Origin of the sequence: Methylobacterium sp. WL119 (assembly GCF_008039875.1) — a bacterium.
Classification (GTDB): domain Bacteria; phylum Pseudomonadota; class Alphaproteobacteria; order Rhizobiales; family Beijerinckiaceae; genus Methylobacterium.
The window spans coordinates 1-12,037 of sequence record NZ_VRUU01000127.1 but is presented as its reverse complement, the minus strand read 5'-3'; the positions used below and the strand labels follow the sequence as shown (position 1 = coordinate 12,037).

Sequence of the window (12,037 nt, the reverse complement as noted above, 5' to 3'; positions counted from 1 at the left end):
CTTCACCACCCTCGCGCTCGCCCAGCTCAACGCGGCGAGCGGGCGCCGCGTGCTCGTCCTCGAATGCGATCTGCGCCGCCCGGTCTTCGAGACGGCTCTGGACCTGCCCGCGGTGCTGGTCGAGGGGCCGCCGCTGGCGCCGGGGGGCGGCGCACCGGCGCCCGGGGCCATGGTGCCCGAGCCGCCCATGGTGCCCGAACCGCTCATGGTGCCGCCGGTCGATCCCGCCGTGCCCGCGCCGCTGCCCGAATTCACGGTGCCGCCCGCGCTGGGCCCGGCGCCCGGGCTGCCGGTCTGGGCGAAGGCGGTGCCGCCGAGCGGCAGGATCAGGCAGGTGGCGAGCGCGAGAATCTTGTACGACATCAAGTTTCCTCCTGGTTTCTATATGGGAGCAACGGTGTCGCGGCCGGCTTGTTCAATATCGATCGCTGCAGCCGCAGGTTCGGGCCGCCCCCGGCGGCCTCGCACGGCGGCCCTGATCGCCCCTTCCATCCTCCCCCGTGCCGCCCGGCGCTTTGACACGGGGGAAGGCATCGCGGACACGGTAGAAAGGCATCGCAGGCACGGGAAAGGCATGGCGCGACCCGCCGGCGCCGACGGGGAGCCCCGCCGCATGATCGAGCCCAAACCGGTCTTCGACGACCTCACCGCCTTCCACCTCGCCCGCGGCATCGCGCGCTGGGGCTGGACCGTGGGGGCGCACAGCTACGGCAATCCGCGGGTGCTGGAGCCGGAATCGGCCCGGCTCCACATCGGCCGGTTCTGCTCGATCGGGCCGAACGTCACCATCGCGCTCGGCAACCACCGCACCGACCTCGTCACCACCTACCCGTTCAAGGCGCTCGCCGCCTTCTGGCCGAACGCGGCCGCCGGCGCGCACGACCACGCCACCCGCGGCGACGTCGTCCTCGGCGACGAGGTCTGGCTCGGGGCCAACAGCACGATCCTGTCGGGCGTCACCATCGGCAGCGGCGCCGTGGTCGGCGCGGGCGCGGTGGTGCGCCGCGACGTGCCGCCCTACGCCGTCGTCACCGGAAACCCGGCGACCGTCCTGCGCTACCGCTTCGATCCGGAGACCATCGCGCGCCTGCTGGAGGTGTGCTGGTGGGCCTGGGACGACGCTCGGATCGCGGACCACCTGCCGCTGATCCTCGGCACCGACATCGCGGCGTTCCTGGCGCGGGCCGAGGCCGCGCCGAAGCGCCCGCGCCGGCCGCGAAAGCCGAAACCCGCCGGATGAGCGCCGGCCGGCGCGCGAGCCGCGCCGTTGCGCGCGGGGGCCGGTTCTCGCTATCCCTCCCGGCACCACCCCCGGCCGCCGCAGCCCGGCACGAAGGACCGAATGCAAGCCGCACCGACGCCCACGGACATCCTCGCCACGCTGGTGGCGTTCGACACCACCAGCGCGCTGACGAACCTGCCGCTGGTCGACTGGGTCCAGGATTTCGCGGGCTCGCACGGCGCCGCGGTCGAGCGGGTGATGGACGAGACGGGGGAGAAGGCCGCCCTGTGGATCACGGTCGGGCCGGCCGGCGTGCCGGGCTACGTGCTCTCCGGGCACAGCGACGTGGTGCCGGTGGCCGGCCAGGACTGGAGCCACGACCCGTTCCGGCTGACCGAGGCCGACGGCCGGCTCTACGGGCGCGGCACCTCGGACATGAAGGGGTTCGTCGCCGTCTGCCTCGCGCTCCTGCCGGAGATGGCGGCGGCGCCCCTCGTCCGGCCGCTCCACCTGGCCCTGTCCTACGACGAGGAGGTCGGCTGCCTCGGCGTGCGCCCGCTGATCGCGCGGATGCGGGCGATGGGCCTCGCGCCGCTGGGATGCTTCGTCGGCGAACCGACCGGGATGGCGGTCGTCACCGGGCACAAGGGCAAGCACGCCGCCCGCGTCACCTTCCGCGGCAAGGCCTGCCACTCGGCGCTGGCGCCGGCCGGCGTCAACGCGGTCGAGTACGCCGCGCGCTTCATCCTCCACGTCAGGCAGATGGCCGACGCGCTGGCGGCGTCCGGCGCGCGCGATCCGCTCTACGACGTGCCCCACACCACCGGGCTCAGCAGCGTCGTCCACGGCGGCACCGCCCTCAACATCGTGCCGGACCGCTGCAGCGTCGACTTCGAGTTCCGGGCCATCGGCGCGGACGATGCCGGTGCGCTGGCCCGGCGCGCGATCGCCTTCGCAACCGAGACCCTCGCCGCGGAGATGGCCGCGCGCGATCCCGCCTGCGGCGTCGCGGTCGCCCCGCTGATCGATTATCCCGGCCTCGAGACCGCGGCCGATTCCGCGCTGGTGACGCTGGCCAAGCGGCTCGCCGGCCGCAACGGCCACGCCAAGGTCTCGTTCGGCACCGAGGGCGGGCTGTTCCAGGCGCTCGGCGACGTGCCGGCGGTGGTGGTCGGCCCGGGCTCGATCGCCCGCGCCCACAAGGCCGACGAATTCATCACGCGCGCCGAGCTCGACGCCTGCGCCGCCTTCGTGCGCCGGCTGATCGCGGAGAGCTGCGCCGGGTGAAGGGCCGCTCAGGCGGCGCAGGACGCGCGCCTGGGTCGATCCGGCGATCGACGCGGCGTCGGGCGGCCCTATCTGTCCGACCGAAGCATTCGATCGCGCATCCTTCCCGCCGTCATTCCGGGGCGCCGCAGGCGAGCCCGGAATCCAGATCCGCCGACGGAGCAAGCCGGGTCACACCCGGCTGCTCTGGATTCCGGGCTCTGCTTCGCAGCTCCGGAATGACGTTCGGGGGACGGTCGGCGAAAGGATGCGCTCTCCGACAGGAAACCCCATGCGCCAGAACAAGCTCGGCCGGACCGGCCTCTTCGTCTCGGAACTCTGCCTCGGCACGATGACCTTCGGCGGCGGGGAAGGGATGTGGCGGCAGATCGGTGCGCTCGACCAGGCGGAGGCCGAACGCCTCGTCGGCCGCGCGATCGATGCCGGGATCAATGTCGTCGACACCGCCGACGTCTACGCCGAGGGCCTGTCCGAGCAGATCACCGGCCAGGCGTTGAAGGCCCTCAAGGTGCCGCGCGAGAACGTGGTCGTCGCGACCAAGGCCTACGGCCCGACGGGGCCGGGCGCGAACAGCCGCGGGGCCTCGCGGGTGCATCTGCTTGACGCGGTGAAGGCCAGCCTGAAGCGGCTGCAGCTCGACCACATCGACCTCTACCAGATCCACGGCTTCGACCCGGCGACCCCGATCGAGGAGACGGTGCGGGCGCTCGACATCCTCGTCCAGCACGGCCACGTCCGCTACGTCGGCGTCTCGAACTGGGCGGCCTGGCAGATCGTGAAGGCGCTCGGCATCTCCGAGCGCGAGGGGCTGGCCCGCTTCGAGAGCCTGCAGGCCTACTACACGCTGGCCGGCCGCGACCTCGAGCGCGAGATCGTGCCGATGCTCCGGAGCGAGCGCCTCGGTCTGATGGTCTGGAGCCCGCTCGCCGGCGGCCTGCTCTCGGGCAAGTATTCCGGCGACGCCGCCGGTGAGGGCCGGCGCGCCGCCTTCGACTTCCCGCCGGTGGAGCGCGGCCGCGCCGAATCCTGCATCGACGCGATGCGGCCGATGGCGGCCGCCCGCCACGTCTCGATCGCGCAGATCGCGCTGGCGTGGCTGCTGCACCGGCGCGTGGTGTCGAGCGTCATCGTCGGCGCCAAGCGCCTCGACCAGCTCGACGACAACATCGCCGCGACGCAGATCGAGCTGAGCGAACCCGAGCTCGACGCCCTCGACGCGGTCAGCGTCCTGCCGCGCGAATACCCGGGCTGGATGTTCGAGACGCAGGGCGCGCGCGCCAAGCAGCTGGCCGAGGCCGGGCGCAGGAATGCGCGCTAGCGAGAACCGACGGGTGCCGGCCGGCGATCTCCGCATCCCGGCCGCCATTGCCACGGCGGGGGTCGAGGCCTAGCTCGTGCGGGCCCCCTGAGAGGGCCGGCGCCGGGAATACCGGCGCGCGCCGCCTATCGTCGGAGACGCCCATCATGATCCGGACCCTCGCTCTGCCCGTCCTCGCGCTCGTCGCCGGCACGGTGCCGGGCTACGCCATCGACGTCGCCAAGACCGCCACGGTCGCCGCCCCGCCCGCCAAGGTCTGGCAGGCCATCGGCGACTTCTGCGGCATCGGCGACTGGCACCCGGCGGTGGAGAAGTGCGCGCTGTCCGAGAAGGACGGCATGAAGGTCCGCACCCTCTCGCTCAAGGGCGGCGGCACCCTCGTCGAGGAGCAGGTCTCCCGCGACGACAAGGTGATGAGCTACACCTACACGATCCTGTCCGGCCCGCTGCCGGTCTCCGACTACAAGTCGACGCTCTCGGTGGCGCCGGACGGCACCGGCTCGAAGCTGAGCTGGACCGGGACCTTCAACGCCAAGGGCGCCCCGGACACCGTCGCCACCGACGCGATCTCCGGCATCTACGAGTCGGGCCTGAAGGCCATCGCCGACAAGGCGAAGTAGGCCGGTTCGGTCGACGAACGAGCTGTTCCCTCCCCCCGCAGAGGGGGGAGGGAAACCGCGAACGGCGATCGCGGATCGAGCACCGCAATCGAAGCCAACGATTGACCGCCCGGCGGCGCGGGCTCAAAAACCGTCCGGTGCAAGCTGCGCCGTGTCAGGGAAAGCCGCCCGTGCCGACCAAGATTTCCGGATTCTCGCTCGCCGCCCTCCTCGCCGCCGCCGCGCTCGGCGGGTGCCAGCAGAAGGCCGCGGCGCCCGCCGTCGCCGTCGCGGCGGCGCCGGCCCCCGTGGTGCTGCCGCAGGGCTCCGGCTGCGGCCCGGCGATCGGCCGGACCCAGGCCGTGGTCGACAGCGACGTCGCCACCGGCAACCTCAACAAGCCGGTCGGCGACCGGTTCAGCGCGGACCTCGCCCATGCCTCGGCAGCCTGCGCCGCCGGCCGCGACGGCGAGGCGCTGCACCTACTCGCCGCCGCCAAGAGCCGCTACGGCTACCCGTAGGCCTCGTCCGGCGCGATGGTCCGGCGCGCGGCCGGGCCGATCGCACATCGCCCGACAGCAGGACGGCGCACCGCTCGCGGATGCGCCGTCCTGCGTTTCAGACCTGCCGCGGGCTCCGATCGAGCCCGCAACGTCCGCTCAGCGGCCGCCGCCGCTGCCGGTCGAGCCGATGCGCGAGGGCTGGCCCTCGTTGCCGGAGGCGGCCGAGTCGGTGGCGATGCCGTCGGCGGCGCGGCCGGTCGGCGAGTAGGTGGCGGCGCCTTCCTCGCCGGTCGAGTTGGTCTGGCGCGTGACCACGCCCGGCGCGCCCGGCGGCACGACGACGGTGGTGCCGGTCGGCGTCTCGATGACCTGGGCGACGGCGGGGGCGGCGACGCCGAGCGCGAGGGCGGCGGCGAGGGTGAGCTTGATCATGGGGGTGGGGCCTGGACGAGGGGACGGCGCATCGAGCGCCTGAGCCCGGACAACGTCGATTGCGCGCAATCGGTCCATGCGCGCGCGCGATGGACGTTATGACGCCGCCCGGTGCGGAAGGGGGAAACCGCGCCGCCGGCGCCTCGCCTCCGGCGGCGGAGCGGCGCTCAGGTCACGAAGAGCGGGTTCAACCCGGCCTTGTGGAAGCCGTCCTCGGCGATCTTCAGGTCGAGGCCGTAGGAGGCGACGTCGTCCGCGACGGGGTCGAGCGCCGGGTCGCGGTGCTGGTGCAGGTGCTTGATGTAGCTGTGGCAGGTGCCGCAGGTTTCGACCTGGATGTCCTTCGAGAGCTCGTCGAGGCTCTGGTAGGTGATCGCCTCGCCCGAGCCGCAGGCGGTGCAGCGGATGCGGACGTGATTCCACTGGCTGCCGCAGAGCGAGCAGGCGAGGTAGCGCGCCTTGTCGGCCGGGGTCCAGGCGACGATCAGGCTCGCCACGGGAGCACCGCCGCAGGCCGGGCAGACGCCGTCGGCCACCGGCTTCAGCGCCGACCGGTCGAGGCGGGCGGCGGCCTCCGACAGGCAGAGCTGGAGCGCGGCCGCGACGAACACGCATTCGGCCATGCGCTCGACCGGGAACGCGCCCTCGAACACCTGCACGCCGAGATCGAGGCGATCCTCCGGCGATGCGGATCGCAGCGCCGCCGCCGCGTCGTGGGCGGCCTGCGGCGCCGGCCCGAGGTCGAGGGCGGCGAGCAGCCCGTCCAGGCAGGCCAGGAAGGCGCCGGGCGCCTCCAGGCTGTGGCGCGAGAGCGGCGGCATGCCGTGCTCGAGCCGCAGGGCGCGGTCGGCATTCGGCTCGGTCTCGGGCTGCGGCACCTGTCCGGCGCGGGCGGCCTGAACCGAGGCCTGCGCCGTGGCGATGCGGGCGAGCAGGTCGAGGTAGCCGCCCATCGGATGGTCGGGGGCGAGGCGCTGCAGCCGCAGGGCGCGGTTCGCGAACAGGTCGGCCGGGACGGGGAGCTGGACGAAGGGCACCGAGCCGGCGATGCCGATCCGGTCCGGATCGGGCTGCAGCTCGTGCAGCTTCTGGCGTTTCGGGGTTTTACCGGCGGTGTCGGCGGGATCTTGCGCGGCGGGATCTTGCCCCGCGGGCTCGGCCGCGGGGGTGCGCTTGAAGAAACGGGCCAAGGCGTCAGTGCCCGCGCTTGTCGGTGGAGCCGCGCTGGCGCTTGCCGCCGGCGATCTGCCGGAACCACTTGCGGTGGTGGCGATAGGCCCAGCCGCCGGTGACGGTGCCGCGCACCATCGCCCGGCCGGTGCCGCGCACCCAGATGCCGGCGTAGATGTGCACGACGATGATCGCGATGGCGACGACCGCGGCGAGCGAGTGCGCCAGCAGCGCCCAGCGCTTCGTCTCGATGACGGTGTACTGGTAGAAGTACTGGTCCCAGATCACCAGCCCGGTGACGAACATGATCCCGATCAGCGCGGTCTGGCCCCAGAACACGCCCTTCTGGCCGGCATTATACTTGCCGAGCTCGGGCAGCCGGTCCTCGCGGTTGGTGACCACGTCGCCGATCTTCATCGACCAGGCGACGTCGTCCTTGTTGGGGATGTTGAGCTTCCAGAAGCGCAGGAACAGCAGCGCGAAGCTGACCGCCAGCGCCACGCCGAACCACGGGTGGATCGCCCGCGTCGCCTGGCCCCCGCCGAAGATGCCGGTGAGCGAGAACAGGTACGGCGTGAACATCGCCAGGCCGGAGAGGGTCAGCAGGGTGAACAGGATCGCGGTGATCCAGTGGTTGACGCGCTGCAGGCCGGTGTAGCGGGGAACGTAGAGGATCTCCGGCGCCTCGTGCACCTCGCGCAAGGGGCGGGCATCGCCGTCTCGGATGTCGGTGTGAACGGTCATCGGGTCTGCTTCTCTCGACCTGGAGCATCGTCCACGATCTCCCGATCGCGGACAAGGCTCGCGCTTATCGTAGGGCCGCGTCGTCCTCGCGCGCCGGGATCCACCGCGCGCGATCGATGCGCCCGTGGCCCCGAACGGGAGCCGGAAGGCCGGCGCACCTTCGGCGCCGGCCTCCCGTGACCGTCAGTGCGGCCGGGCCTCGCCGCTCTCGGCGTCGCGGCGCTTCTCGTGGTCGTACTCGATCGCCTCTTCCTCCTCCTCGGCGACGACCTCGTTCGGCCCCGCCGTGACGTAGTGGAAGAACCCGGCGACCGCCGCGAAGCCCATCGCGGCGAGCCCGAACACCTTGGCGCCGCCCTTCCAGAAGGCGACCAGCGGCGAGATCTTCGGGTCGAGCGGCAGGCCGGCATAGAGCTGCGGCTTGTCGGCGTGGTGGAGCACGTACATCACGTGCGTGCCGCCGACGCCGGCCGGGTCGTACAGGCCGGCATGCTCGAAGCCGCGCGACTTGAGGTCCTCGACCCGGTCGTGCGCCTGCTCGATCATCGCGGCCTTGGTGCCGAACATGATCGAGCCGGTCGGGCACGCCTTGGCGCAGGCGGGCGCCTGGCCGACGGCGACCCGGTCCGAGCACAGCGTGCACTTGTACGCCTTGTGGTCCTTCTCGGAGATGCGCGGGATGTTGAACGGGCAGCCCTTCACGCAGTAGCCGCAGCCGATGCAGTTCTCCTCGATGAAGTCGACGATGCCGTTGGAGTACTGCACGATCGCGCCGGGGGACGGGCACGCCTTCAGGCAGCCCGGATCGGTGCAGTGCATGCAGCCGTCCTTGCGGATCAGCCATTCGAGGTTGTTGGTCGCCTCGTTCTCGTACTCGGTGAACCGCATCAGGGTCCACGTCTTGGGCGTGAGGTCGTGCGGGTTGTCGTAGACGCCGACGTTGACGCCGACGTCGTCGCGCAGGTCGTTCCACTCCTCGCAGGCCGACTGGCAGGCCTTGCAGCCGATGCACTTCGACACGTCGATGAGCTTGGCGACCTCCATGTGCGAGCGGATGGCCGGCGGCGTCTCCGTGGAGGCGGAGCGCTGCCGGATGTCGAGGGAGCTGTAATCGGCCATGGTCTGATGCTCCCCTTACGCGACGGCGTCAGCAGGAGGCGTCGTCGCCTCGATGTTGACGAGCCACGCCTTGAACTCGGGCGTCTCGGTGTTGGCGTCGCCGACCACCGGGGTGAGCGAGTTCGGGTGCCATCCTTTCTTCGTCTGGCCCATGAAGCCCCAATGCTGCGGGATGCCGACCACGTGGACGGCCTTCCCGTCGCACATCAGCGGCTTGATGCGCTTGGTGACGACCGCCTTGGCCTTGAGCGAGCCGCGCTTGGACCAGACCCGGACCCAGCCGCCCTTGACGATGCCCTTCTCCTTCGCAAGCTGCTCGGAGATCTCGACGAAGGCCTCCGGCTGGAGGATCGCGTTGATCCGGGCGTGCTTGGTCCAGCCGTGGAAGTGCTCGGTCAGCCGGTAGCTCGTCGCCGCGTAGGGGAACTCCTCCGAGGTGCCGAGATCGGCCAGGTCGTCCTTGAAGATCCGCGACGCCGGGTTGCCCTTCACCCGCGGGAACGGGATGTTGGCCATCGGCGACTCGAACGGCTCGTAGTGCGTCGGGAACGGCCCGTCGCGCATCAGGCCGCGGGTCCACAGGCGGGCGACGCCCTCCTGGTTGAGGATGAACGGGCCGACGCCCTTATCGGGGGCGACGGTGACGCCGTAATCCGGCACGTCGAAGCCGACCCACTGCTTGCCGTTCCACTCGATGAGCTTCTTCTTCTCCGACCACGGCTTCCCTTCCGGGTCGCACGAGGCGCGGTTGTAGAGCACGCGGCGGTTGGCCGGCCAGGCGAAGGCCCAGTTCGGCGCGATGCCGCGGTCGCCGGGATCGGTGTTGTCCCGGCGGGCCATGGTGTTGCCCTTCTCCGTGTAGCAGCCCGAGTAGACCCAGCAGCCGCAGGCCGTGGTGCCGTCGTCCTTGAGCTGGGCGAAGCCGTCGACCTGACGCCCGGCCGGCAGGGTCTGCCCGTCGAGGCCCGGCGTCGGGGCGAGCGTGTAGCCGTTCAGCTCGCGCGCGAGCTCGACCGGGGTCGGCTCGTGGGCGATCGCGTAGTTCCAGGTCAGGTTGAGCATCGCGTCCGGGAAGGCGCCGCCCTCCTTCTGGTACATCTCCTTCATGCGCAGGAAGATGCCCGCCATGATGTCGATGTCGGGCTTGCACTCGCCCGGCGCGTCCTGGGCCTGCCAGTGCCATTGCAGCCAGCGGCTGGAGTTGGAGAGCGAGCCCTCCTCCTCGGCGAACAGCGTCGTCGGCAGCTCGAACACCTCGGTCTGGATCGAGGCGGTGTCGACGTCGTTGTACTCGCCGTGGTTCTCCCAGAACCGCGCGGTCTCGGTCTTGAGCGGATCCATCACCACGATGAACTTCATCTTGGAGAAGGCTTCCGTCATCTTGGCGCGATTGGGGAACGACAGCAGGGGGTTGAAGCCCTGGATGATGTACCCGGTCATCTTGCCTTGCTTCGCCAGCTCGAAGCCGCGCAGCACGTCGTAGGTCGGCACGTCGAGCTTGGGCAGGTAGTCGTAGGCCCAGTCGTTCTCCTTGGTCGCCTTCTCGCCCCACATCGCCTTCTGGAACGAGACGAAGAACTTGTTGTAGTTCGACCAGTAGCTGGTCTGGCCCGGGCGCAGCGGCTTGAACTGCCGCTTCTCGGCGTAGGACTGGTAGGTCGGCTCCTTCTCGATCGGGATGTTCAGGTAGCCGGGGATGAGGTTCGACATCAGCCCGATGTCGGTCAGCCCCTGGATGTTGGAGTGGCCGCGCAGCGCCTGCATGCCGCCGCCCAGCATCCCGATGTTGCCGAGCAGGGTCTGCACGATGCACATCGAGCGGATGTTCTGCGAGCCCTTCGAGTGGTGGGTCCAGCCGAGCGCGTAGAGCGAGGCCATCGTCCGGTCGGGCGTCGAGGTCGTGGCGATGAGCTCGCAGACCTTGAGGAAGGTCTCCTGCGGCGAGCCGCAGATCCGCGACACCATCTCGGGCGTGTAGAGCGCGACGTGCTTCTTCAGGAGTTGCATGACGCAGCGCGGGTGCTGCATCGTCTCGTCGACGACCGCGTAGCCGTCCGGACCGATCTCGTAGTCCCAGGTCGACTTGTCGTAGTCGCGCTTCTCCGGATCGTAGCCGGAGAACAGCCCGTCCTGGAAGTCGTAGCCCTCGCGCACGACATAGCCGGCGTTGGAATACGCCGCGACGTAGCGGTGCTGCAACTTGTCGTTGTCGAGCAGGTACTTGGCCACGCCCGACAGGAACGCGATGTCGGTCCCCTGGCGGATCGGGCAGTACAGGTCGGCCACCGACGCGGTGCGCGTGAAGCGCGGGTCGACGACGATCAGCTTGGCGTTGTTGTGGGCCTTGGCCTCGACCACCCACTTGAAGCCGCAGGGATGCGCCTCAGCGGCATTGCCGCCCATGACGGTGATGACGTCCGCGTGCTTGATGTCCATCCAGAGGTTGGTCATCGCACCGCGGCCGAAGGAGGGCGCCAGACTGGCGACCGATGGGCCGTGTCAAACCCTGGCCTGGTTGTCGAAGACCAGGGCCCCCATGCTTCGGACCGTCTTGTAGGTCAGCCACGCGGTCTCGTTGGAGGTCGCGGAGGCGCCGAGGAAGCCCATCGTGGTCCAGCGGTTGACCGTGAGGTCGCCGTTCTTGGCCACGAAGTTCTTGTCGCGGTCCTCCTTCATCAGCCGGGCGATCCGCTCGAAGGCGAATTCCCAGGAGACGCGCTTGAACTCCTTCGCGCCGGCCTCGCGGTGCAGCGGGTACTTCGTCCGGGTCTCGGCCTGGATGAAGTCGAGCAGCGCCGAGCCCTTCGGGCAGAGCGTGCCGCGGTTGATCGGGTGATCGGGATCGCCCTCGACGTGCATCACCGCCGAGCGGGCGTTCTTCGACTTGTCGCCGAGGCTGTAGAGGATGATGCCGCAGGCGACCGAGCAGTAGGGGCAGGTGTTGCGGGTCTCGCGCATCTGCGCGAGCTTGAAGGGGCGCACCGCCGCCGCCATCGCCGGCTCGAGGCCGCCGAAGCCGAGGGCGCCGAGCGAGCCGCCCGCGAGGGTGACGGCGCCACCCTTCAGCAGGCCGCGGCGAGAGACCTGAATCGTCATCCGTCCATCCCGATCAGAACTGGAGTTATTCCAGCATGCATCCCAGGATTGGCGCGCCGAGGCAAGTGCGGTTCCGTGACACAGATCGTCGGTCTGTCGCCGTCGGGGCCGCCACGATTTGCCGGCCCGATCCATCCCGCGGCGGCTGCAATATTTTGCCGGGCCCGAGCCCGGCCGAAGCAAGACTTGGTTTAAGGACGTCTTACTTGGACGGGGAGGCCGGGTTCTGGCCCGAGGGGCCCGGGGTGCGGTGATCGAGCGGCGCCTGCGGCTCGGTGCCGGAGGAGGACCCGGTCGAGGCGCCCGGCACGTCGCGGTTGCGGTTCTCGGCCGTCGCGTTGCCGCCGGGATTGGGCGCGTCCTTGGCCGCCGATTCCTCCCGCGGCACGGGGGCCTGGCTCCAGCCGTCGTTGGCGCTGCGGGACTTGTCGCCCATCGCATCGACGCCCTTGATCTCGCCGGGCTTGGTCTGGGCGTGCCCGGGGGTGCAGGCGAGCGCGATCGCCAGGGCGGCGGCGGCGGAGATGAGGCGGGGGAGGAGCACGCG

At 70.7% G+C, this 12,037-nt stretch carries 12 protein-coding genes; 5 read left to right on the top strand and 7 right to left on the bottom strand.

Annotated features, from left to right (window positions below; genetic code table 11):
- The coding region (locus FV227_RS25590) for a hypothetical protein (protein ID WP_210246741.1) at positions 1–363 on the bottom strand (363 nt) is incomplete at its 3' end.
- A 250-nt stretch (positions 364–613) separates the two neighbouring features.
- Here FV227_RS25590 and FV227_RS30395 point away from each other — a divergent pair.
- The 5 genes from FV227_RS30395 (at position 614) to FV227_RS25565 (ending at position 4,947) form a co-directional block, all read left to right on the top strand.
- Positions 614–1,240, top strand: a complete 627-nt coding sequence (locus FV227_RS30395; RefSeq protein ID WP_147729962.1) for a CatB-related O-acetyltransferase — start codon at positions 614–616, stop codon at positions 1,238–1,240.
- Positions 1,241–1,342: 102 nt separating this feature from the next.
- Complete coding sequence (argE, locus tag FV227_RS25580; RefSeq protein WP_147729223.1) at positions 1,343–2,509, top strand: acetylornithine deacetylase; 1,167 nt, start codon at positions 1,343–1,345, stop codon at positions 2,507–2,509.
- A 271-nt stretch (positions 2,510–2,780) separates the two neighbouring features.
- Positions 2,781–3,827 carry an aldo/keto reductase gene (locus FV227_RS25575; protein ID WP_147729222.1) on the top strand — a complete coding sequence of 349 codons (1,047 nt, stop codon included), beginning with the start codon at positions 2,781–2,783 and terminating at the stop codon, positions 3,825–3,827.
- Positions 3,828–3,973: 146 nt separating this feature from the next.
- The gene (locus FV227_RS25570) at positions 3,974–4,447 is read left to right on the top strand and encodes an SRPBCC family protein (RefSeq protein WP_147729221.1); all 474 of its coding nucleotides are present in this window, start codon (positions 3,974–3,976) and stop codon (positions 4,445–4,447) included.
- Positions 4,448–4,617: 170 nt separating this feature from the next.
- Positions 4,618–4,947, top strand: a complete 330-nt coding sequence (locus FV227_RS25565; protein WP_147860202.1) for a hypothetical protein — start codon at positions 4,618–4,620, stop codon at positions 4,945–4,947.
- A gap of 138 nt (positions 4,948–5,085) precedes the next feature.
- On the opposite strand, the gene FV227_RS25560 is transcribed toward FV227_RS25565, so the two are convergent.
- The 6 genes from FV227_RS25560 to FV227_RS25535 form a co-directional block, all read right to left on the bottom strand.
- Positions 5,086–5,361: a hypothetical protein gene (locus FV227_RS25560; protein ID WP_147860201.1), complete on the bottom strand. Its 276-nt coding sequence runs from the start codon at positions 5,359–5,361 to the stop codon at positions 5,086–5,088.
- 167 nt (positions 5,362–5,528) lie between these two features.
- Positions 5,529–6,551: a formate dehydrogenase accessory protein FdhE gene (gene fdhE / locus FV227_RS25555; RefSeq protein ID WP_147860200.1), complete on the bottom strand. Its 1,023-nt coding sequence runs from the start codon at positions 6,549–6,551 to the stop codon at positions 5,529–5,531.
- A 4-nt stretch (positions 6,552–6,555) separates the two neighbouring features.
- Positions 6,556–7,275, bottom strand: a complete 720-nt coding sequence (locus tag FV227_RS25550) for a formate dehydrogenase subunit gamma (RefSeq protein ID WP_147728351.1) — start codon at positions 7,273–7,275, stop codon at positions 6,556–6,558.
- Between the two features lie 183 nt (positions 7,276–7,458).
- On the bottom strand, positions 7,459–8,394 hold the full coding sequence (fdxH, locus tag FV227_RS25545; protein WP_147728352.1) for a formate dehydrogenase subunit beta: 936 nt from the start codon (positions 8,392–8,394) through the stop codon (positions 7,459–7,461).
- A gap of 15 nt (positions 8,395–8,409) precedes the next feature.
- Positions 8,410–11,490 carry a formate dehydrogenase-N subunit alpha gene (gene fdnG / locus FV227_RS25540; RefSeq protein WP_147728353.1) on the bottom strand — a complete coding sequence of 1,027 codons (3,081 nt, stop codon included), beginning with the start codon at positions 11,488–11,490 and terminating at the stop codon, positions 8,410–8,412.
- A 202-nt stretch (positions 11,491–11,692) separates the two neighbouring features.
- Positions 11,693–12,034, bottom strand: a complete 342-nt coding sequence (locus FV227_RS25535) for a hypothetical protein (RefSeq protein WP_147860203.1) — start codon at positions 12,032–12,034, stop codon at positions 11,693–11,695.
- Positions 12,035–12,037: the final 3 nt, after the last annotated feature.

Coding starts and splice junctions, on each gene's coding strand:
- FV227_RS30395 (WP_147729962.1), top strand. CDS start 614: ATGATCGAGCCCAAACCGGTCTTCGACGACCTCACCGCCTTCCACCTC.
- FV227_RS25570 (WP_147729221.1), top strand. CDS start 3,974: ATGATCCGGACCCTCGCTCTGCCCGTCCTCGCGCTCGTCGCCGGCACG.
- fdxH (WP_147728352.1), bottom strand. CDS start 8,394: ATGGCCGATTACAGCTCCCTCGACATCCGGCAGCGCTCCGCCTCCACG.
- FV227_RS25550 (WP_147728351.1), bottom strand. CDS start 7,275: ATGACCGTTCACACCGACATCCGAGACGGCGATGCCCGCCCCTTGCGC.
- FV227_RS25575 (WP_147729222.1), top strand. CDS start 2,781: ATGCGCCAGAACAAGCTCGGCCGGACCGGCCTCTTCGTCTCGGAACTC.
- FV227_RS25560 (WP_147860201.1), bottom strand. CDS start 5,361: ATGATCAAGCTCACCCTCGCCGCCGCCCTCGCGCTCGGCGTCGCCGCC.
- argE (WP_147729223.1), top strand. CDS start 1,343: ATGCAAGCCGCACCGACGCCCACGGACATCCTCGCCACGCTGGTGGCG.